Here is a 21747-nt window from a genome sequence, read left to right as displayed (position 1 = left end):
TGCTATGGTGATAAAAGACTTTTGTTAATAATGGCAGCTATACGTTCAATGTCCTCCTGGGCCAAACCAACATATAGAGGCAAACACAATACCCTTAGCGAAACATCTTCGGAAACAGGGCAGGGGATTTGATTCGGCATAAAAGGCAGGGTATTTAACGACGGGTAAAAGTACCGGCGCGGAATAATTTCCTGTTCTGCCAATGCTTCCATTACTTTTTTCATCACCTGTTCGGAAGAGAAAACAACAGGGTAGTAGGCATAATTATACTCGACTTCACTGCTTCTGAAAGGCTTTTCCAGTTTGTTCCAATCCAGCAAGGCATCATAAGCATCGAAAATATTCTTACGTTCGGCAATGATTTCGCCTACATGCGGAAGATTGCACAAGCCCATAGCTGCATGGAATTCTGAGTTTTTTCCGTTGATTCCTGCAAAATGATAAGATTCATCGCCCCTGTGACCAAATGCGCGCAAAAGACTCAGTTTCTGATCAAGTTCCGGATGATTGGAAATCAGTGCACCGCCTTCGATGGTGTGAAAAACCTTCGTTGCATGAAAACTGCATGTACTGATATCTCCATAGGACAAGAGAGACTTACCGTTGTATTTCACTCCAAAAGCATGCGCTGCGTCATAAATGACTTTCAGATTATGCTTCCTGGCAATTTGCTCTATTTTTTCTACATCACAAGGATTTCCATACACGTGCGTTGCCAGAATGGCGGTGGTCGCAGGGGTGATGGACTGTTCGATCAGATCCGGATCAATGTTAAAAGTTGCCCGGTCTATATCTACAAATATGGGTGTACACTTCTCCCACAAAATAGCGTTGGAAGTGGCACAGTATGAAAACGGAGTCGTTATAACATCTCCCGTAATTTCAAGTGCCTTGATCGCAATCTGTAGGACAATCGTGCCGTTACCACAGAAATAGAGATGGTCTACGTTAAGATAATCCTTTAACTGAGATTCAAGCTCCTGTAATAAAGGTCCGTTATTGGTCAGATACCCACGGTCCCATATTTCACGAACGTATTGAAGGTATTTTTCCTGATCGGGTAAAAAAGTTTTAGTGACGTTAATCATTCACCAGGTGTTCAGTTTGGCTAATTGAGAAATTAAGTTGAGGGCGAATATATCCAGGCCATTTACCATACCAGGTCACATTTTCGCGGTAATCCTCAATATCAAAAATAAGTGCTTCTTCCATGTTGTACAGGATGGTACTGGTATCCTTCACAATCATCATAGAAACAACATAGGAACCATCATTCAGGAAATTGCCCGGAATACTGCACGTCCCTGTAACAAGTCCTTTGCCAAATGCTTCTGACTGTGTACCCACGTTGAATATGCACTCACCGGTGAAAGTATAAAGGTGCATGCTCAGATTGATGTTGGCGCCTTCCTCCAAATTCCAGAATTGAAACTGAAAATCAAGCGGGGTACGAACATCGATGTGAGAGAGGTTGTCCTGAAATTCAGGGACAAGTTTGAAACTCTTAATTCTCACCTGGTCGTTACCGGGCGCATGATCAATGTCATCCCAGTGTTTTTCCAGCATTTTGTGAGAAACTTTGCTCAGGTAATTCGTTACAATATGTGTGGTTTCCCCCTGATCAATAAGCCGGCCTTTTTCAAAATAGAACGACTTGTTACAAAGTGCCTGAATGGCAGTAAGATTATGGCTTACAAATAGCAGTGTGCGGCCACTTTCAGAAACATCTCTCATTTTACCGAGACATTTTTTCTGAAACTCAGTATCGCCAACGGCAAGTACTTCATCAACGATCAGAATCTCAGGGTTGAGGTGGGCAGCGATAGCGAAACCCAACCGCACATACATTCCGGATGAATAACGTTTCACGGGAGTATCAAGAAATTTCTCTACGCCCGCAAAATCCACAATGGCATCAAATGACTGTTTGATTTCGCTTTTAGCCATTCCGAGAATAGCTCCGTTCAAGAAAATATTTTCTCTCCCGGTTAGTTCCGGATGAAAACCTGTTCCAACTTCAAGTAAGCTGGCAATGCGTCCTTCGATTTTGATTTGTCCGGTACTTGGTTCAGTAATCCGGCTTAGTATTTTGAGCAATGTTGATTTTCCAGCGCCGTTATGTCCAACGATCCCTATCCGGTCACCCTGGTCGATACTGAAATTAACATCCTTCAAAGCCCAGAATTCTTCTTTCTCTGCGAAGTCGTCTTTTTTATTCTTACGCGAAAATACTTTGTCTACGGTATCGGAGACAATATCGCGGAAGCTGGAAGGTCCACCACTTTTGCGTTGGTGGTCGATTATATATTTTTTGCTGATGTTTTCAGCTACAATTACAGGCATGGACAAAAATAGCTATTTCAGATATGATCAACGAACGTATTCTCCTTTTTACGGAAATATAGCACTGATAAAATCAATATCACGAGTGAAATGAGTGTGGTAGAATACAGGCTCTGCGGATCGAAATAAGCTTTATCTCCCAACAGACACCATCTGAATCCGTCAATAATTCCAACAATCGGATTCAGTTTATAAATGTTTTCAAACCATTGTCCTTCTACAAGGCGGCTGGTGTAAGCAATAGGACAAACGTAAAATCCAACTTGAACGATGAATGGTATGAGTTGGCCTATATCCCGAAAACGAACATTTAGTACGGCAAAAAAAAGTCCGAATCCCAGTGAAATTATGAACGTCAGGATAACAAATGCCGGAAGGAAAATAATATTCCAGCTAAGTCCGTAACCGGATACAACTGTGAAAATGAGGAATATTACGAATGTGATTACAAAATCTACAAAGCCGACTGCCACCGAACTTAATGGCATAAGAAGCCGGGGGAAATATACTTTTGAAACCAGATTAGAATTAATTAAGATACTATTGCTGATCTGTGTAAAGGTATTGGAGAAAAAGGTCCAGATCGTAAGTCCGCTCAGTACCATCAATGGATAAGGGATTCCGGGATCGCCTTCAAGTTTTGCAACAAGGCTGAAAACGAATACCATGATGGACATTGTCATCAACGGGCGCAAAACACTCCATGCCAAACCCAGTAATGTTTGCTTATAACGAACGGAAATATCGCGTTTTGATAAAATCCAAAGTAATTGTCTGTTGAGCCAGAGATCTTTCCAGTAATCTTTTTCTGAACCTCCTGCCTTTATAGTAGTTAAATGCTGCATAAGAATGAATTAATCCTGAACCTTTTTTGGCGCAGGTGCTAACACCGTGCGAAGATAGGTGAAAACCAAAGCAAGGAATAAACCGATCAGAGCTCCGATTTTGGCTCTTGTTTGAGTTACCGAGGTCATATCCAGAGGCGTTTTAATACCTTCAATTTCAGTAAACAATGGGGCTTCACGCACAAGTGATACGCGCATTTTTTCAGCGTTGGCCATTGCTTCATAGTACATTTGCTGCAAGAATGTAGATTTTTTCTCCATTCTTGACGCTGAAACTTTTACGGTAGGGTCGTATACCTGCGCACTGATGTCCATCTCTCTGGCAAGCCGATTTTCAGCAACTCCTAAAACGCGACCGAGAGAGTCACGCCTGCTTTCAAGCAGACGTAGTTGTTTTCTGGTTTTCTGAGTCTGGTTTTCGGTATACATTTCCTCAACAGTACTAAGCAGAGAGGTAACCCATAAGCCGGCAAGATGTTCATTTTCCATTTTAGTGGAAAGTTTGGAAAATGATGATTTTCTTTCCAAAGGACCAATTTCTGTCGCTGATGCGGCTTTTCTAACCAGTTGGTTTAAAATAATCCTTCCGTTCATGTCGACCTTCTTGGGATCACTTGTCGTGAACTTGAAGGTATGGAATTCAGGATTTTTCTCCCATTCTTTTTCTTTGATTCCGCTGGAATCTATATAGAAATTGGCAAGGATGGTTTTTGTTCCGTTTATTTCCAACTCCTTCAAAAGGTTACGTTCAATAACAGGACGCGACTTTACAAAGTAGAAGAAGTTTTCTCCGGTGAAAATATTGGCATCCGGTGCATTTCCCAGTCCCAGCAAGCCGGCCATGTCGCCAAATCCGCCCGAGCTCTGGCCACCGCCAAGGTTAAACACAACCTCAGCTTCGTATTCATTTGGTGTTTTCAGGACCATATCAAGCCCGTAACCGATACCAAAACCAATAAGGGGTAATAGAATGATAACTTTCCAGTTTTTTAGAAAAGCTGTTTTTATCAGCTGAACTTTTTCAATAACGTCCTGAGGAGTTAATTCATCATCAGGAACTTGTCGAACGGTATTTGCCATGTTATTTAGTTGATGGAACGGAAAGCAAGAATGGTTACTACCAGCGTCATTATAGAGCCTAACAAGCCTGTGGCAGTTGTAATTGCCTGCTGCGTGTTAAGTGCAGGTGCTGCTCTCTGAGGTACATAAATCTCTGATCCGGGCTGTACTTTCGGATAAACATTGAAGAACAGGAATCTTCTGGTTCTGTCAACATTACCGTTAGGGTATTTGATATATGAACTTTTTCTCAATGACTGTGTCGTGAATCCACCCGACTGTGAAATATAGTCTGTGAAAGCCATGCCTTTACCATACTTCACTGTGGTAGGGTAAAGCACCTGGCCTATAACCTGTACCGTTTCCAGACGTTTCGGGATACGTATTATATCTCCTTCCTGTATGATAAGATCTTCAAAAGATCCCGGCGACTTGAGAATACTTTTCAGTTGAATACCGATAGATTCTTCCTTGACGCCCTGAGAGTCGCCAACAATTGTTCCGGATTTTATGCTATTCTCAACAGCATCAGCTTGAGCATAATCAATTGGTTCATTAAGGCTTCTGTTGATTGATCGTCTTAGCAAAGTCGCACCTTCCGGATTAGCAAGTTCGGTAAGACTACCAGCTCTTCTAATCACGTCACTAATTTTATCATTTTTGTTGATAATGCTGTATTCACCCGGAACCAGTACTTCTCCTTCAATAAAAACAGATTGCTGCTCTACATAATTAGGAGATTTGCGAACGATAACCTGATCAAAAGGCTGTAAGATAAAGTTACTTTGGTTACTGTTCAGAGACAGGTCGCGGTTAATGTTGAACTTGTGTATTTCTGCAATCTGTGCATTGGCAGCACCCGCAATGCCGTTTCTCTTCCTTCTAACCACTTCTACTTCACTGGTGTAAGCAGACTCTTTAAAACCGCCTGCTTTTAAAAGAGCGTCTTCGAGGGTTGTATTGGCAGTGTAAGGGAATTTACCCTCGTTTTCGCCAATAGCCATATTGTTTACTTCACCTTCGACTGAGATAAAAGCTGTCTCAGCCATTGCAAACTTGGAAGGAATTATAACCTGATCCAGGCGTGTAAGCATCAGGTCAGGTGTGGTTCCATTCACAATATCCGCATAGTTGAGTGAGATATTTTCGATGGTAAGATCCTGGCGGGTTCTAAGCACGTTGATCCGTCCTATAAATGCATCTTCTCGCAGTCCCTGTGCGTTGTCTACCAATTTTTTAAGAGAGGGGCTGTTATCAAGAGAATAATTACCCGGACGCATCACGGCGCCTTCGACGGTAACTATGTTTTCAAAGCGATCAAGAACTGTTTCAACGGTTATCAAATCACCAGTTGCCATATCGAAGCTGGCATACTGATCTTCGGACACGTCAAACATTTTTCTTTCCATTGAGGTTATTCTCTCAACTTTCAGTCTGCCGCGGAAAGCTTTGTCGTCGAAGCCACCTGCATAGCTAATTGCGTCACTTAGTTTTTCATCGGGCAGGAGCTCATACAGCCCAGGACGTTTGATCAACCCCGCCATTTCCACTCTTTTGTAATAGTAGCCTACCTGTATGTTATCATTGTCCTGCACACGTACATCGCCATCCTTCGTTCCTTTTGTCAGGAAGTCATAAATGTCAAGGTGAGAGATCACTTTACCATTTCTTACAACTTTTACATCCCGGAAAGATCCAATTTCGTTAGGTCCTCCTGCAAGGTAAAGCGCGTTAAAAGCGGATGCCAATGAAGACAATTCGTATGTTCCCGGATTGATCACCTCGCCTGTAACCAGAACCTGTACAGTTCTCAGTTCTCCCAGTGTCACCATCAGTTTGGTTCGGGGCGGCTGACCGTTCACGCCAATAAGGCCCGGAACGTTAAACTTTGTAAACTTATCGATCAGTATTTTGCGTATTTCCTCAATGGTATGGCCTGCAACGTACACGTTACCAACCCTTGGCTGAATCTGGATAAATCCGTCACGGTTCACTTCCAGATTATAAGAAGCCTCTGCGAAATTGTAGTAGAATATTTTTAGAACATCACCTGGTCCAACGATATAGTTTGTAGGCGTAGCGATTTGAAAATCAGGTATGGTATTCAGATTTTTGTTGGCAAAAATTGAGTAACCAAAGATTTTGTTTCTCAATTCCTCCTTCGCCTGTTCTTCCGCAGTAAGCGTTGAGGATTTTGTTTCATTTATTTTGCTTTGATCCTTAGGATCAGGATTGTTTGGGTCGGTTGCCTCTGTGGATGTAGCGGCTTTGCCTTTATCCGTCGTTTTGCTGTCGGGGCCTTGTTGGTTGGCATTGTTCTGTTGACCTGCGGGCTGGTTTCCTGTATTAGCACCGCTTGGATTATTAGGTGTTGTTGATCTTGGATTCCCTGCAGGTTGTGTGTTTTGAACCGGGCCGGCAGGTGCCGGAGCAGAGGTAGTGGGTGCTATTACTTGTGAAAAAGCTGGTAGAGAAATGATAAAGCTTAATAAATACGGTAAAACATATTTACATTTTTTACCCAACTGGAATCTAGTCATAAGAAGTATTATTGTGCTATGAAATGCTTAAAACTCAAGATAATTATCGCTTTAACTTAGTAATTTTGAATTTTCAGTAAGAGAAAACGAAATATTTGATTTTTCATATATGGCAAAGTAAATTAGATTTTTTCTATTTTTAAAGAATTTCTAGTATCTGATATGGAAACCCCATTTGGGCGCAAAGTTACAACAGCCTAACGATAAAAGACCAAAATTATTAAAATACAATATTTAAATCTGCTGTCCGGCATTTTCGGAAGAGGTGAATTATGGAAAATAGAGTTGATGTTCAATACGACGAGGATAGTATAAAGTCACTGGATTGGAAGGAGCATATTCGCCTGCGTCCGGGGATGTACATAGGAAAATTGGGTGACGGATCGTCCGTCGATGATGGTATTTACGTGCTTGTGAAGGAAATAGTTGACAATTCTATTGACGAGCACATGATGGGTAACGGAAAGACAATCGAAATTAAAATTTCGGAACATCGTGTGGAAGTGAGAGACTATGGTCGCGGAATTCCGTTGGGAAAGGTTGTGGATTGTGTATCTAAAATAAATACTGGAGGGAAATATGACTCTGGTGCCTTTCAGAAATCAGTAGGATTAAACGGCGTAGGTACAAAAGCTGTTAATGCACTGTCCAATTACTTTAAGGTTCAGTCCTATCGGGAAGGAAAATCCAAGATGGCGGAGTTCCAGCAAGGCGTGCTTACGAATGAAACGGGCGAGGATCAAACTTCGCAGCGGAATGGTACACACATGGTGTTTGAGCCGGATGGATTAATTTTCAAAAATTTCAGGTACATCCCGCAGTATCTGAATAACATGATCTGGAATTATTGTTACCTGAATGCCGGGTTAACGATCAATTTTAACGGTCAGAAATATATTTCTCAAAATGGGCTTCTTGATTTACTTCAGAGCAAATCGGATGCGGAGGCGATCCGATATCCGATTATACACCTCAAAGGTGAGGATATAGAGTTTGCCATGACCCATGGAAACCAGTACGGTGAGGAATATTATTCTTTCGTAAACGGGCAGTATACCACGCAGGGAGGAACGCACCTCACAGCATTCCGTGAAGCCGTTGTGCGGGCCGTACGCGAACATTTTGGTAAGGATTATGCACCTGAGGACATTCGTTCGTCGATTATTGCAGCTGTTGCCATCCGGGTGCAGGAGCCGGTGTTTGAATCTCAGACCAAGACAAAACTTGGATCCAGTACAATTACTCCGGATCCGAACAGTACCACGGTCAGAACTTTTGTCAACGACTTTGTGAAGGAGCGACTGGATAATTATCTCCACATGAATCCGGAGTCGCGCGATGCGATTAAAAAACGTATCGAACAGTCGGAACGTGAAAGGAAGGAATTGGCCGGGATTAAAAAACTGGCAAACGAAAGGGCTAAAAAGGCTAATTTACACAACAAGAAGCTGCGTGACTGCCGGCTTCACCTGACAGACCTGAAACTCGATTCACGTTACGAAACTACTTTGTTCATCACCGAAGGAGATTCCGCGAGCGGGTCAATCACTAAATCGAGGAATATTCAAACGCAGGCGGTATTCAGTTTGAGAGGAAAACCGCTGAACTGCTTTGGCCTGAATAAAAAGATTGTGTATGAAAATGAGGAGTTTAACTTACTCCAACATGCGCTCGATATTGAGAATGGTATAGAAAATCTTCGTTTTAACCGGATCGTGATTGCTACTGATGCTGATGTAGACGGAATGCACATTCGTCTTTTACTGATGACATTTTTCCTGCAATTTTTTCCGGATCTTGTCCGTAACGGACATTTGTACGTACTGGAAACACCGCTTTTCAGGGTTAGGAATAAAAAAGAGACCATTTATTGCTATTCGGCTGAGGAAAAGCAGGAGGCAATTGCCAAGCTAGGGAGCAAACCCGAGATTACACGTTTTAAGGGCTTGGGGGAAATTTCGCCTGACGAGTTCGGGAAGTTTATAGGAGAAGATATGCACCTGGAACCGGTGATCCTGCAAAAGGAAACTTCAATCCTTAAATTGCTTACCTATTACATGGGAAAAAACACACCGGAACGTCAGCGATTTATCATCGATAATCTGAAAATTGAAAAGAATATAGAGGAGCTGGCTGTCGCTGTTTAATCATATTCATTTTATCAGGGATACCCTCCGTTTAATATTATTTCATTTTACATTATAACTTGTGGAATTACAGGATTTAAGAAACAGGATTGACACACTCGACGATCAACTGCTGGCTATTTTAAATGAACGTATGGAGCTGGTCCATAAAGTAGGCGTACTGAAACGTTCTTCAAATTCCATCATCTACCGTCCAGAAAGAGAAAAGCAAATTCTTGACAGGCTGGAAAAACGGAATGCCGGACTGCTTACCAGACAAGCGATTGACGCAATTTTCTTTGAAATCTTTGCTGTTTCCCGTAACCTCGAATTGCCGGAGCGTATCGCTTATTTAGGACCCGAGGGAAGTTTTACGCATCAGGCAGCCGAAGGTCGATTCGGGGCTATGAGTGAGTATCTGGTGTTACCAACCATTCATTCGGTTTTTGAAAGTGTGGAAACGGGTCGTGCAAAGTTTGGCGTGGTTCCCATAGAAAATAATCAGGAAGGTATTGTTATCGAAACGGTTGACTTTTTAAGAGAAAAAAACCTGACTATAGTAGCGGAGGTGATGCTTCCGGTACACTTTACATTTGCGTCGCAGTCCGATTCACTTAAAGATATTAAGAGGATTTATTCAAAAGACATCGCATTCAGGCAGTGCGGGAAATTTATCAGCGAATATCTGGAAGGTATGGGCGTTGAGCTTGTGCCGGTGGAGTCTACCTCGAAGGCAGCGAAAATGGCATCTCAGGAACCGGATGCTGCTGCAATATGCTCATCAATTTCTGCCCGTCTGTTTGGGGTACCTGTTCTTTTTGATAATATAGAAGACAGTGATCAGAACCGTACGCGCTTTTTGATCTTGTCGAAAGATTTTGTGAATGCCAGAAGCGAGGAGGATAAAACGACGATTATAGCCAACCTGGCAAATACCAACAGGCCGGGCGTTTTGTATGAGTTTCTGAAAGAATTTAATGACAGGGGTATAAACTTAACGAAAATTGAAAGCAGACCGCAGCGTGGGGAAGCTACGTTCAGAGCCTGGTTTCTGGTTGAGTTTATGGGGCATGTAGAAGATGCGCCCGTTCAGGAGATTATGCAGAAATACGGAACGCACCTAAAATGGCTGGGAAGTTATGTGAAGGTTTCATGAAAAAACCGCATGAATCAACCTGAGCTGTTCATGCGGTTTCTCAAAATATGCCATGGCCCGGTTAGAACACTGTTCTGATCGGGCCATGATTGTTTACCACCAACGGTAGAACAAACCCACAGAGCCGTTTACCGACGAAGTGCCTTTTTCAATGTATCCATATTTAAAAGAGGTTCCTTCGTATTTTACTCTTACATCGGCGCCGAATGATCCGTCTTTTCTGAATAGAAATTTAGAGCCAAGACCAATCCCATAAGCAGGAGCGACTTTTTGCTTTTGCTCAACCAGACTTCCGTAATATAATGAATAGTCGGCAATACTTATTCCGCCGCTGAGTTGTGCATAAGGCTGCACTACCGAAGATTTGTTCAGGAAATGGTAATTCACAAATACCTGTAAAGGGTTTTGAGTGAACGTCCTTGTCTGCACAGCTGAAAGCGTTTCTTCACCACTTTGATAAAGTGCCCGGGGTAATCTTTTCTGAAAATACGATGAACCAAGTTCTCCACCAATTGAGATCGGGCTGTTACGCAGAACCCATTCCAGAGAAATTGAAAAATTTCGAACAGATGATTTGTCTATGTATGTATTTGAAAATGATCCGACCGGTGCTGCACCGCTCATGCGTACGGTAGCCAGATAATGTGTATATCTTTCAAACGGGGATGGCAATGTATACAATCGGGGGGCATCCTGTGCCTGTGCAGTATAGGCCAGGATTACCAGTAATGCTGCAAAAATTATTTTTTTCATTTGTTTATTTTTTTAGATAGCCTGACTGGGCGTAAATTGAATCGATCATGGTGCTTACAAAATCTCGGCTGCCAATACCTGAACCGCGTATTTGAGCATCCCATACCACTTTGTAAGTTTTATCCACTGTATTGGGGGCGAGGAAGTCGACCATGGAAACATGCCAATAACTTTCGCTTGTTTCATAGTACTGATAATAGCTAGGATACCCGAATCCATAACCGTACCCAAAGCCACCCCAGTAGGATGGCATGGTGGTGACATTCACCTGAGAATTTGTGATCCATGCTACGTTGATTCCGATGTCTGGTTTTTGCGATGGTGTTACCTGCACATATCCAAGGTCTTTCATGTTAGAAATAATCCTTGTCAGGACGTCTTTGTCCAGCTCCGTTAGCGCAGAACCAGAGCGATTATTTTCTATGATCGTCACAGAGTCGACTACGCTGAAAGTTTTGTATTTTTTGTAATCTGCCTGCGTGTCCCGGTTGGTAATGTATACCAGCGACTCCTCTGTTGACAAATCGTTGATAGGGTCCTTGGAGCATGACGATAGACCAAGGAAGGTGGCTAGAATGATTAGTGAAGTTATTTTGAACATTTTTCTTTTTGCATTTAATACATTAATTAAACGAAATTTACTTTTTAACATTTTATCTGGTCTCATTTCTCCTCGTTTTTTTGATTGTCCACAAGTGGTATATTTTATGACAGTCGCAAAAGTAAATTGGTTGGAAAACGTGTCTATTAAAGTTTTACATCCCCGTCAAAATTATTTTACCACCGTTGGATGAATTCAAACATAGTATTTTGCCGGGAGTTGAAAAAAAATAATGTCACTGGCAAGGCTATTTGTAAAAGAGATATTACTATTGCAAAAAATCATATTCAGGTGAGATCGCATTTGGTACCTTATTTCTAAAGAGCGAATCAGTCACCCCGACCAGATCATTAACATGGAAGCAAAAGAAGAAGTTTTAAGAATTATAGATGTACTCAACGATACATATGAAAGTGAAGAGGCATGGTATGGTCCATCGGTAGTGGAAGCACTGCGTGATGTAACGCCCAAAATGGCGGAGGTGAGGCTTAGTACCAATACACACTCGATAGCGGAAATTGTATATCACATGACCACATGGCGCATTTTTGCTGTAAGAAAATTGCAGGGAGATGCCGAATTTGATATTAAAACCAAAGACAAGGACTGGAAAAAGTTTCCCATTGTTGATGAATTCGAATGGGAAGCAATTCAAATGGAATTAAGTTTATCCCAGGAAGAGCTGATTTCTGAACTTGAAAAAATAGAAGATGACAGTTTTCTTGAAGAATTTGTGCCTGGACGTGAATACTCTTATTACACAATGATTCATGGGGTGATACAGCACGATGTATACCACGCCGGGCAGATTGGTCTGATCAAAAAAGCTGTGAAAGGAATGCGTCTGGAAGAAGAGGAAGGCTTTGGAGGTTTTGACGACCGTTCCGAATTTGACAAGGACAATGATTATTATTGAGCATAAGCCGCTTAGCGGGAAATAATATATAGGGGCTATCCGTGTTTTTCGGATAGCCTTTTTTATAAATTGTCTGAAATACATGCCACATTTGACGCATCATTGTCAGTTATAATTATGAAAATACTTGTTGTTGAAGACGAACCAAAGCTTGCGGGTTTTTTGAAACGCGGGCTTGAAGAACAATCCTGGGAAGTTGAGCTTGCTTACGACGGCCAGGTTGGCAAAAAGATGGCATCTAATTATCGGTTCGATGTAATTGTTCTGGACGTAAATCTGCCCGTTTTGAACGGCTATGATATGGCGAGGCAATTGCGAACGGATGGATTAACGACTCCAATTCTGTTTCTGACAGCGCTTGGCACAATTGACGACAAACTGGATGGTTTCGAAGCCGGCGGCGACGACTACCTGGTGAAGCCTTTCGAATTCAGGGAGCTGATTGCCAGAATTAAAGTGCTCTCACAGAGAAACAGCATCCGGGAGCAATCGAGCCAGATACTGAGTCTGGCTGATCTGGAATTGAATCTGGACGAAAAAGTAGCACGTCGGGCGGGCAACCGTATTGATCTGACTGCGAAGGAATTTGCCTTACTGGAATATCTGATGCGGAATCGTGGTCGTGTTGTTTCCCGGGTGGATATTGCAGAGCAGGTTTGGGATATCCGGTTCGATACTGGTACCAACGTGATTGATGTTTATATCAATTTCCTTCGAAAAAAGGTAGACAAGGATTACAGCCAGAAACTCATTCATACCGTAGTAGGTATGGGATATATTTTTAAGGAAGAATGAATATAAAATCCCGCCTTACTTTACTGTTCACCATGTTGGTGGGATCCATCATGGCCTTGTTTTGCCTGGCCACTTATTTCGTTTACGACCAATACCGCGAAAAACAGTTTTATTCTTTTCTTAACGAGCGGAGCCAAACCATTGCCCAGCTGGTGGAAGCTTCTAATACCATTAGTAAGGATGAGATTGTTAAGAGAGAAAGAGAAAACAATACGGTTTTGCTCGACGAGGAAATTACCATTTACGACGGAGCCGATTCCGTGATTTTTTCAAGTGGTAAAGAAAATTTTAAAGTAACAACTGAAACACTCTCGGATGTGAGGAGTGGCCGGGAGAAGCTTACTAAAATTGAGGATAAAGAGGTAATCATTATCAGGCATATTCTGGAAGAACACGGCAGGCCGTGGGTTATTGCAGCAGTTGCAAGGGACGTAATGGGAAAGGATCAACTGAAACGATTACGGGAAATCCTCATCGTGGGCTGGCTGTTGTCGTTGGTACTTGTGGGCGTGGCAGGATGGCAGTTTGCCAACGACGCCATTAAACCCGTGTCTGATATTATTGCTCAGGTTAACAATATCTCTGCCGGTAATTTGCACCAGAAAGTGACCGTTGGGAGAGAAAAAGACGAACTGGCGCTGCTTGCACAAACTTTTAACCTGATGCTCAACAGGCTTGAAATAGCTTTTGTAGCCCAGAAAAATTTCGTTTCGCATGCTTCACATGAATTGCGTACACCGCTTGCGCTCATTATGAGCGAAGTGGAAGTGGCGATGATGAAGGAGCGGTCAGCGGACTATTATCAGGATGCATTAAAAGGTATTTTGTCGGAAACCAAGGAAATGAACGAATTGGTAAGCCGGTTGCTCGAACTGGCACGTACCGAAGAACATGCGTTCCGGGTTACATTTTCGAATATCAGGGTAGATGAAGTGTTGTGGCAGGCCAAGGCGTCCATTCAGCAGAAAAATCCGGGGTATGAGGTACATATTCATTATGACAAAATACCCGACAATGAGGATGAGCTGAAACGGTATGGCGATGAAAGTCTTTTGCGGACTGCATTCGTTAATTTGATGGATAATGCCTGCAAATATTCTGACGATAAAACAGTTAACGTCTTTCTGGAAACAAAGAAAGACCTCATTACAGTGTCTTTCAAAGACGTGGGATCGGGCATTGCTTCTGACGAATTACCCTACGTTTTTGATACTTTTTACCGCAGTGCAACCACCATGAACAAAGCTGGGTACGGTATCGGACTTGCGCTTACTAAACGCATTATTACCATGCAGGGAGCCAGTATCAATGTGGAGTCGGAGGTGGGGAAAGGGACAACTTTTGTGCTACGCTTTCCTCCTTTTTAATCTCATTTTAATTTGTTGTTAATTTGGATTTAACATTTTTGTTGGTTCTTTGTATCCGCAGGTCAGAGCCGTTACAGACATTTGGTTGGTTTTGTGCGCTGTCATACAGAACCAATCAAATATGACTTGCATTAAAGAGTTTTATTAGATTTAGTTAGATGAGTAGTAAGGAAACTGGCCTTTGAATCTTCGAAGGCCAGTTTTTTATATCCGGGAAGCTGGGAAATCTTTTCTGACAGGATCAATACGAAATCCGGGAAGCGCCTCCGGGATTTCAGCTACAATGTATTCGATCAGCTTTTCTCTCACCAGACAACGCAGATCAAAGGCCTGAGAAGAACTACGGGCTGACATAATCGCTCTCACGATCATTATTTGTTCCTGCGTGTCGGTAATCTGCAAAGCCCAGGACCGGCCATCCCACAGTGGTGTGTCGTTCAAAATCTCTTCCAGTTTATCACGTAGTTTCTGAACCGGCGTATTGTAATTCAAGTGAAGGAATGCCGCGCCAATAAGGTTGCTTTCGTTTCTAGTCCAGTTCTGAAAGGGTTTTTCTATAAAATAAGTGATGGGCAAAACGAGCCGGCGAAGGTCCCATATATTCACCACCACATAAGTAAGGTTTATTTCTTCAATACGTCCCCATTCACCCTCTACAATCACGACATCGTCAATTTTGATGGGTTGAGTAAAAGCGATCTGTATTCCGGCGAGCAAATTAGCCAGCGATTTTTGAGCTGCAAAACCGATAATCACACTAAAAATACCTGCCGAAGTAAGAATACCAACACCGTACTGACGAACACTATCAAAACTTAGCAACAGAATCGAAACGCCGATCAGGATGATCATGATGATGATAATGCGCTTGATGAATTTGATTTTGGTAAACATACGCCGGGCGTAGTTGTTGTCCTCCGTATCAAAATCAAGCTTTTGGATCAGTACTTTTTCAATAATGATCACAATACGCGTCATTAGCCAGGTGCTCACTGCAATTAACAGAACCTTGCTGATGGCATGCGTCCACCCATATGCGGGATTGGATAAGGTGTATGCCTTGGTGGTAGAGGTCGTAAGAACGAGCGGAACGAAAAAGTAGAGTACACTCGTTAGGTTTTCGCTGATTGCCTTGACTATACTCCAATCTTTTTTTATCGCAGTGATCTTTATCAGTTTTATAAATATCACACTGATGATCAGACCAATTGCCGCAGCCAGAAGAATAATAAGCCAGGGCGTATTATTGTAGTCCAGCTTTTCGAAAAAATAATTCATGAGTTTATTGTTCTGTAAGGCGAGCCACGATCATACCCGTATGCTTGGGTACGGAGGCTACATATTCGGCAAGCGGAACGTTCGTCAATACTACTTTTTTTCCTGTTGATGATGCATGGATCAGATAAGCCCGGCTCCCTACTTTTGTAATAATGCCCATGTGGTTGCAGTCGAGCCCTTCTACGGATGAAGTAAAGGCAACAATGTCTCCGTCGCGAAGCATAGGTTCGGTTTTATGAATTCCTGCTTTGGGAATATAAGTGTATTCACGGGAATTAATCTGTTTTTCCTGCTCACGAACTTTTTCCCAAACCTCACTTTCGGCCAGAGATGGGTACAGGTTAGCGTGGTTGGTCATGAAATTAATTTCCTTTCGGAAAGGCACCCCGCCAACGCGCGCGGTAATATTTTCCAGACGGCCTCGCTTTTCGTTTTCATACATCCAGTCAAGGACGTAATGTAGCCGCGACTCGTAGCCATCAATTTCACCGTTACGATAGCGTAGTCTGGTTAATTCTGTTTTATAGCCTTCAAAAGTTGGATTCTCATTTTTAGCAACAGCGAGAGAAATTGCACTTTCTACCAGCGTAGTGCAGTCCAGACCGTCAAATTTACAAACCAGTTTTTCGACAGGATTACCTTCCAGCGTTCCTGCTACGTAGGGCGTTCCTAAAAACGATTCGCTCATCCGCAATACCTGAGTTCCGATTTCACTACTTCCGGGTAAATCCATTTTTTGAGTAAATACCTTTTGCTGGGGCGACTGCGAAAAAACCGTGTCGGAGAACAATAGGAATATACCAAATATTAAAACTCTTATCATGGACATACTTATGTTGGCGGATTTGTTACACCGCGTTTTTATGATAGCAGACATGGAAATGTGGGATAGCAATTACAATGCCTGCATGTAAAATTAAATATCAATTTGCTGAATTAAAATAATGGGCTTGCCTGTACATTATTATGAACTCTTTTCAGCTTCCAAAATTTCATAAACCATTACTGAAACCGGCATGAGGTCGACTTGTACTCCTGTTGATGTTATTTCAGATGCGTTTAGTGCCGGAGCCGGATCGAATAGCGGAAATACAGGGTGAAGTTTATAATTGACTGTTTTTCCAAGATTGAAAGTATCTGTCCATGCACCTTGTGGAATTTTCACACGTGTTTCAAAACGCCTTTCTCTGTCAAAATTGTATACAAAAAGCAGCTTTTGATCTTTTGTATGGCGAACATAGCTGTAAATTCTTGTCTTGTCATAATTGTAACTCTGACCATCAATATTGAAATATTGCAGATCATAAAAACTGCCGGCATAAACAGCCTCATTTTTAGTGACGAAATGATTCAGATCTTCATAAAACGCCCTGAGCTTCTTTTGGTCTGAGGTCAGCTTTTCGAGATTGTATTGTCCATTGTTTACCCACTGCTGAAATTCGGTGACACCCCAATAGTCAAATATAGTTGTGCGCCCGTCTTCGCCCTGGAAACCTTCGGATTGCGTAGGGTTCACGCCGAGTTCCTGTCCGAAATAAAGCATCAAAGGGCCGCTATTCATAGTAGCACTCAGCGTCATAGCCGGGATGGCAACGAATGGATCTCCTGCAAAATATTTCGAAGCTATTCTTTGTTCATCATGATTTTCGAGGAACCGCAGCATTTTCTCACTAATGTCGCCAGATTCAACCTGCCACAATCGGGTAATACTTTCTGCCGTCCCACGTCCTTCGATCAATTCCCTGAGCGTGTTGTATAATCCAACCTTATCATACAGGTAATCGAATTTACCAGTCGTGATGTAATTGTGGTATTCGTAAGAGTTATATATCTCGGCAATGAAAATTACATCCTGATTCAGTTCTTTTATCTTTGGTATAACCCATCCCCAAAACTCAGCCGGAACCATCTCTGCCATATCACAGCGGAAACCGTCAACACCTTTTTTTACCCAAAAAGCTAAAATGTCATACATCTTTTTCCAGGTAGAAGGAATCGGGTCGAAATGGGTTTGTCGTCCATTCAGGTAATCCACGCTGTAATTTAGCTTTATTGTTTCGTACCAGTCATACTGGCTCGGTTGTGCCTGAAAAACATCGTTTCCGGTAGCTTTTGCCGGGCTTTCGTGGTATGGAGCAGTTACGTTTACGGGAGGTTTGTGGCCTTCGGGAACAATAAATTCTTGATTGGGAATGTAATAAAAATTGTTTTCCGGGCTGAAAGCAACCGTTGGATCATCGTCTTCTCCGAAGTCTTTTACACCAGACGTCCTCACGATGGAATGGTATTGGCGCGCTACATGATTTGGAATAAAATCGATGATCAGCTTCATATTGTGGTTGTGGGTTCTCTCGACCAACGCTTCAAATTCCTGCATACGGTTTTGCACATCCACAGCCAGGTCGGGGTCAACATCGTAGTAATCTTTAATAGCATACGGCGATCCGGCAATTCCTTTTACGATCAGCGGATGATCGTTCGGAATACCGAAAGCGGTATAATCTGTAAGTGTTGCATGTTTGATTACTCCTGTATACCAAAGATGTGTAAGTCCAAAATCTTTAAGTGCTGAAAGTGCAGTATCTGTTATGTCGTTAAATTTTCCGCATCCGTTTTCTTCAATTGTTCCGGAAAATTTATTTGTGGTGTTGAGATTGCCAAACAGTCGGGTGAATATCTGGTATATTATGAATTTATCTTTGTTAATCGCTTCGCCAGTCATTTTGTACTATAGATAATTGCAGATGATTAGGTTAATATCACTTCCCGGTTCGTTGTGGCAGCGGAAAGCACCTTTCTTTGGTTCTTATAATTTTTACTATTTTGCAAGATATTAAATTTGAAATGATATGCCCGCAATAAAAGCTTGCCTTTTTGATCTTGATGGAGTAATTGTTGATACTGCCCGATTCCATTATATAGCGTGGAGACAACTGGCAAACGACCTGGGGTTCGATTTAAGTGAGCATGAAAATGAACAATTGAAAGGCATCAGCCGGATGGAATCGCTGGAAATAATTCTGGCTCTGGGAGGAGTTCAGATCAGTGAAGAGGAGAAATTGTCCCGCGCTGCTGAAAAAAATACAAGATACCTCGTGCTGTGTAAGCAGATGACTCCGGATGATACTTTACCAGGTGTCAGAGCTTTTTTGGAAGAACTTAAAACTGCATCTATCGGAATAGGGTTAGGTTCGGCTAGCAAAAATGCCAGGATTATATTGGAACGGATTGATATGTTGTCCTATTTCGAAACCATTGTGGACGGAAACCGGGTAACTAAAGGAAAGCCTGATCCTCAGGTGTTCCAGATGGGTGCGGAGGACCTTGGTGTGGATGCTGATGGCTGTGTGGTATTCGAAGATGCAGTTGCTGGTGTACAGTCTGCAAAAGCAGCAGGCATGTTTGCAGTCGGAATAGGAGAAGAATCCGTTTTGACGGAAGCGGATATCGTAGTGCCTGGTTTTGCCAATTTCAGTTTAAAAGATCTACAGGAGAAATTTATATAGTGTAACTAAGCCGGAATTTTAAGTGCAGGTTTGCACGATTTAATGAAAGTCGTCAGCTGATTGTTGATTGCTTATAGCCCCAAAAAAATGAAGAACTATATCACTCACGACGAATGGAGTATTGTGGAAGATGGCTTCCACGCAGCTTACAATGAAATTACCGAAAGTCTGATGAGCCTTGGAAATGGGCGAATGGGGCAGAGGGGCAATTTTGAAGAAACTTTCACAGGAAAAACCTTACAAGGGAATTATGTTGCCGGCGTGTATTTTCCAGACAAGACCCGTGTTGGCTGGTGGAAAAACGGCTACCCCAATTATTTTGCCAAAGTACTCAATGCCTGCAATTGGGTTGGTATAGATGTTAAAATAGGAGATGAAGTACTTGATTTGAATACTTGTCTCGTGGAGGATTTTCGTCGTGTGCTGAACATGAAAGAGGGAGTTCTCGAACGGATTGCAACGGTTGCGCTTCCCAGTGGAAGAAGAGTAAGGATTCATTCCAAACGCTTTTGCAGCATGGCCGACGATCAGGCCGGGGCGATAAGATACAGTGTTACACCGCTCGATTTTACAGATTATTTCACCGTAACGCCATATCTTGATGGAAACATTCGGAACCGTGATTCTAACTATGATGAAACTTTCTGGAATGAAATTCACAAGGAAACGAGCTTTTCAGAAGGATATCTGATTCTCGAAACGAAAGAAAATCCCTATGGCGTTGAGCAATTCCAGGTTTCTACGGGAATGGCTTTCGATATTCGCATCAATGACCTTAAAACGGATTACCAATCACTACCGGTGAGGCAGGAAAAGTATGTGGCGGGGACTGTTAACATTGAAGTAAACGAAGGGAAAGAGCTGGTCGTTTATAAATACGGTGTTAACCTTTCTTCAACCAATTATGCTCCGGAAGCCATTCTGGCTGAAACGAAAAAGTATCTGGGCGGAATTTATGAAAAGGGATTCGAACAGTTGCTGGCGGATCATATAAAAACCTGGGCAGAAAAGTGGGAGAAAAATGACATCACGATTGAAGGTGACATTGCCGCACAGCAGGGAATCCGTTTCAATATTTTTCATCTTGGCCAAACCTACACGGGTGAAGATGAGCGCCTGAATATTGGTCCGAAAGGTTTTACGGGCGAAAAATACGGTGGAAGTACTTATTGGGATACCGAGGCTTATTGCATTCCGTTCTACCTCGCAACTGCGGAGCAGAAAGTGGCGCGAAATCTGCTCGTTTACCGATACAAACATCTGGAAAAAGCAATTGAAAATGCTGAAAAGCTCGGTTTTACCAATGGTGCGGCATTGTATCCCATGGTGACCATGAACGGTGAGGAATGCCATAATGAATGGGAAATTACCTTCGAGGAAATTCACCGGAATGGTGCCATTGCCTTTGCTATACTGGATTATACAAGATACACAGGAGATGAAAGTTACTTGTCGGAGTATGGGCTGGAAGTGTTGATCGGTATTTCCAGGTTCTGGAAGCAACGTGTAAACTGGTCTGCCGAAAAGGGTAAATATGTAATGCTCGGTGTCACGGGACCCAACGAATATGAAAATAACGTCAACAATAACTGGTATACCAATTACATCGCCAACTGGACTTTGCGCTACACGCTGGAGGTAATTGGCAAGTTGTGGACAACCAATTCGAGCCGTCTCAATGAGATTATTATTGCGACCAATTTTGACCTCAATGGAGAAATGGCAGATTGGAAACACATTGTCGAGAACATGTATTTCCCTTATGACGAGGCCAGAAGGGTCTATTTGCAGCAGCAAGGATTTTTGGATAAAGAAATACTGACAGTGAACGACATTGCCGATCACCGCCCCATAAACCAAAAATGGTCATGGGACAGGATCCTGCGTTCGTGTTTCATTAAACAAGCCGATGTTCTTCAGGGATTGTATCTTTTTGAAGAGGACTTTACAGTCGATGATATCAAAAGGAACTTCGAATTCTACGAACCGATGACAGTTCACGAATCCTCACTTTCCCCATGTGTTCACTCAATCCTTGCAGCGAAACTGGGTTTGAAGGACAAGGCTTACGAAATGTATGTACGTACAGCAAGGCTTGATCTTGACGATTATAACAACGACACCGAGGACGGTCTGCACATTACATCCATGGCCGGAACCTGGATGAGCGTAGTGAAAGGTTTTGCAGGTCAGCGGGTTGTCGACGGATTCCTGCATCTCAATCCCTACACTCCGGAACAATGGGAGTCGTACTCGTTCAGGATTGGTTTCCAGGGAGCGTTATTGCACGTGGAAGTGAGTAAAGACGGCGTTCATATCCAAAATTTATCAGAGACGGATCTGACGATGTTCCTCTTCGGTGAACGTGTATTTGTTGCAGGGAATTCTTCTGTGCAGAAATGAGGTCTTCCTTAGATAATTCAACCGGCTTCAACTTTGTTGTAAACAGAGTTGAAGCCCAA

Annotated in this window: 17 protein-coding genes; 7 read left to right on the top strand and 10 right to left on the bottom strand. The window is 42.6% G+C overall.

What is annotated here, in order from left to right:
* Nucleotides 1-2: 2 nt before the first annotated feature.
* From LZG71_RS06745 to LZG71_RS06725, 5 genes are read right to left on the bottom strand one after another with little or no spacing between them, the layout of a single operon-like run.
* Nucleotides 3-1088 (bottom strand): DegT/DnrJ/EryC1/StrS aminotransferase family protein, encoded by a 1086-nt coding sequence (locus tag LZG71_RS06745; RefSeq protein ID WP_233818292.1) that lies wholly within the window; start codon nt 1086-1088, stop codon nt 3-5.
* A complete protein-coding gene (locus LZG71_RS06740) occupies nt 1081-2343 on the bottom strand; it encodes an ABC transporter ATP-binding protein (protein ID WP_233818290.1) in 1263 nt (420 codons plus the stop codon). The genes LZG71_RS06745 and LZG71_RS06740 overlap by 8 nt, the downstream gene beginning before the upstream one ends.
* Nucleotides 2344-2360: 17 nt before the next feature.
* The gene (locus LZG71_RS06735) at nt 2361-3188 is read right to left on the bottom strand and encodes an ABC transporter permease (RefSeq protein WP_233818288.1); all 828 of its coding nucleotides are present in this window, start codon (nt 3186-3188) and stop codon (nt 2361-2363) included.
* A gap of 9 nt (nt 3189-3197) precedes the next feature.
* Nucleotides 3198-4268 carry a hypothetical protein gene (locus LZG71_RS06730; RefSeq protein WP_233818286.1) on the bottom strand — a complete coding sequence of 357 codons (1071 nt, stop codon included), beginning with the start codon at nt 4266-4268 and terminating at the stop codon, nt 3198-3200.
* A 5-nt stretch (nt 4269-4273) separates the two neighbouring features.
* Nucleotides 4274-6787, bottom strand: a complete 2514-nt coding sequence (locus LZG71_RS06725) for an SLBB domain-containing protein (RefSeq protein ID WP_233818284.1) — start codon at nt 6785-6787, stop codon at nt 4274-4276.
* Nucleotides 6788-7059: 272 nt separating this feature from the next.
* Between LZG71_RS06725 and LZG71_RS06720 the strand changes: the two genes are divergently transcribed.
* Both LZG71_RS06720 and pheA read left to right on the top strand, forming a co-directional pair.
* Entirely contained in the window at nt 7060-8934 is a 1875-nt protein-coding gene (locus tag LZG71_RS06720) for a DNA topoisomerase IV subunit B (RefSeq protein ID WP_233818282.1), read from the top strand.
* A 61-nt stretch (nt 8935-8995) separates the two neighbouring features.
* On the top strand, nt 8996-10069 hold the full coding sequence (pheA, locus tag LZG71_RS06715; protein WP_233818280.1) for a prephenate dehydratase: 1074 nt from the start codon (nt 8996-8998) through the stop codon (nt 10067-10069).
* A 93-nt stretch (nt 10070-10162) separates the two neighbouring features.
* Here the strand turns inward: pheA and LZG71_RS06710 are convergent, their stop codons facing one another.
* Nucleotides 10163-10822, bottom strand: a complete 660-nt coding sequence (locus tag LZG71_RS06710) for a hypothetical protein (RefSeq protein WP_233818278.1) — start codon at nt 10820-10822, stop codon at nt 10163-10165.
* 4 nt (nt 10823-10826) lie between these two features.
* A complete protein-coding gene (locus tag LZG71_RS06705; RefSeq protein ID WP_233818276.1) occupies nt 10827-11423 on the bottom strand; it encodes a DUF4136 domain-containing protein in 597 nt (198 codons plus the stop codon).
* A gap of 355 nt (nt 11424-11778) precedes the next feature.
* On the opposite strand from LZG71_RS06705, the gene LZG71_RS06700 reads away from it, so the two are divergent.
* The 3 genes from LZG71_RS06700 (at nt 11779) to LZG71_RS06690 (ending at nt 14501) form a co-directional block, all read left to right on the top strand.
* Entirely contained in the window at nt 11779-12339 is a 561-nt protein-coding gene (locus tag LZG71_RS06700; RefSeq protein ID WP_233818274.1) for a DinB family protein, read from the top strand.
* 117 nt (nt 12340-12456) lie between these two features.
* Nucleotides 12457-13134 carry a response regulator transcription factor gene (locus LZG71_RS06695; protein ID WP_233818272.1) on the top strand — a complete coding sequence of 226 codons (678 nt, stop codon included), beginning with the start codon at nt 12457-12459 and terminating at the stop codon, nt 13132-13134.
* Nucleotides 13131-14501, top strand: a complete 1371-nt coding sequence (locus tag LZG71_RS06690; RefSeq protein WP_233818270.1) for an ATP-binding protein — start codon at nt 13131-13133, stop codon at nt 14499-14501. Before LZG71_RS06695 ends, LZG71_RS06690 begins: the two co-directional genes overlap by 4 nt.
* Nucleotides 14502-14705: 204 nt before the next feature.
* On the opposite strand, the gene LZG71_RS06685 is transcribed toward LZG71_RS06690, so the two are convergent.
* The 3 genes from LZG71_RS06685 to LZG71_RS06675 all read right to left on the bottom strand — a co-directional run bounded on the left by LZG71_RS06685 (nt 14706) and on the right by LZG71_RS06675 (nt 18501).
* Nucleotides 14706-15779 carry a mechanosensitive ion channel family protein gene (locus tag LZG71_RS06685; protein WP_233818268.1) on the bottom strand — a complete coding sequence of 358 codons (1074 nt, stop codon included), beginning with the start codon at nt 15777-15779 and terminating at the stop codon, nt 14706-14708.
* Between the two features lie 4 nt (nt 15780-15783).
* Nucleotides 15784-16602, bottom strand: coding sequence for an N-acetylmuramoyl-L-alanine amidase-like domain-containing protein (locus tag LZG71_RS06680; RefSeq protein WP_233818266.1), 819 nt, complete (start codon nt 16600-16602; stop codon nt 15784-15786).
* Nucleotides 16603-16743: 141 nt separating this feature from the next.
* Entirely contained in the window at nt 16744-18501 is a 1758-nt protein-coding gene (locus LZG71_RS06675) for an alpha-amylase family protein (RefSeq protein WP_233818264.1), read from the bottom strand.
* Between the two features lie 127 nt (nt 18502-18628).
* Here LZG71_RS06675 and pgmB point away from each other — a divergent pair, with 127 nt between their 5' ends.
* Nucleotides 18629-19285, top strand: coding sequence for a beta-phosphoglucomutase (gene pgmB, locus LZG71_RS06670; protein ID WP_233818262.1), 657 nt, complete (start codon nt 18629-18631; stop codon nt 19283-19285).
* Between the two features lie 87 nt (nt 19286-19372).
* The gene (locus LZG71_RS06665) at nt 19373-21688 is read left to right on the top strand and encodes a glycoside hydrolase family 65 protein (protein ID WP_233818260.1); all 2316 of its coding nucleotides are present in this window, start codon (nt 19373-19375) and stop codon (nt 21686-21688) included.
* Nucleotides 21689-21747: the final 59 nt, after the last annotated feature.

The organism is Dyadobacter sp. CY312, from assembly GCF_021390535.1.
In the GTDB taxonomy this organism is placed as follows: domain Bacteria; phylum Bacteroidota; class Bacteroidia; order Cytophagales; family Spirosomataceae; genus Dyadobacter.
This window is presented reverse-complemented; position numbering and strand designations above follow the sequence as displayed.

Bases quoted from the DNA above. Each gene is read 5' to 3' on its own strand.
- pgmB (WP_233818262.1), top strand. From the start codon at position 18,629: ATGCCCGCAATAAAAGCTTGCCTTTTTGATCTTGATGGAGTAATTGTT.
- LZG71_RS06675 (WP_233818264.1), bottom strand. From the start codon at position 18,501: ATGACTGGCGAAGCGATTAACAAAGATAAATTCATAATATACCAGATA.
- LZG71_RS06700 (WP_233818274.1), top strand. From the start codon at position 11,779: ATGGAAGCAAAAGAAGAAGTTTTAAGAATTATAGATGTACTCAACGAT.
- LZG71_RS06735 (WP_233818288.1), bottom strand. From the start codon at position 3,188: ATGCAGCATTTAACTACTATAAAGGCAGGAGGTTCAGAAAAAGATTAC.
- LZG71_RS06705 (WP_233818276.1), bottom strand. From the start codon at position 11,423: ATGTTCAAAATAACTTCACTAATCATTCTAGCCACCTTCCTTGGTCTA.
- LZG71_RS06680 (WP_233818266.1), bottom strand. From the start codon at position 16,602: ATGATAAGAGTTTTAATATTTGGTATATTCCTATTGTTCTCCGACACG.
- LZG71_RS06710 (WP_233818278.1), bottom strand. From the start codon at position 10,822: ATGAAAAAAATAATTTTTGCAGCATTACTGGTAATCCTGGCCTATACT.
- LZG71_RS06695 (WP_233818272.1), top strand. From the start codon at position 12,457: ATGAAAATACTTGTTGTTGAAGACGAACCAAAGCTTGCGGGTTTTTTG.
- LZG71_RS06725 (WP_233818284.1), bottom strand. From the start codon at position 6,787: ATGACTAGATTCCAGTTGGGTAAAAAATGTAAATATGTTTTACCGTAT.
- LZG71_RS06740 (WP_233818290.1), bottom strand. From the start codon at position 2,343: ATGCCTGTAATTGTAGCTGAAAACATCAGCAAAAAATATATAATCGAC.
- LZG71_RS06730 (WP_233818286.1), bottom strand. From the start codon at position 4,268: ATGGCAAATACCGTTCGACAAGTTCCTGATGATGAATTAACTCCTCAG.
- LZG71_RS06690 (WP_233818270.1), top strand. From the start codon at position 13,131: ATGAATATAAAATCCCGCCTTACTTTACTGTTCACCATGTTGGTGGGA.
- LZG71_RS06745 (WP_233818292.1), bottom strand. From the start codon at position 1,088: ATGATTAACGTCACTAAAACTTTTTTACCCGATCAGGAAAAATACCTT.
- LZG71_RS06685 (WP_233818268.1), bottom strand. From the start codon at position 15,779: ATGAATTATTTTTTCGAAAAGCTGGACTACAATAATACGCCCTGGCTT.
- LZG71_RS06720 (WP_233818282.1), top strand. From the start codon at position 7,060: ATGGAAAATAGAGTTGATGTTCAATACGACGAGGATAGTATAAAGTCA.
- LZG71_RS06665 (WP_233818260.1), top strand. From the start codon at position 19,373: ATGAAGAACTATATCACTCACGACGAATGGAGTATTGTGGAAGATGGC.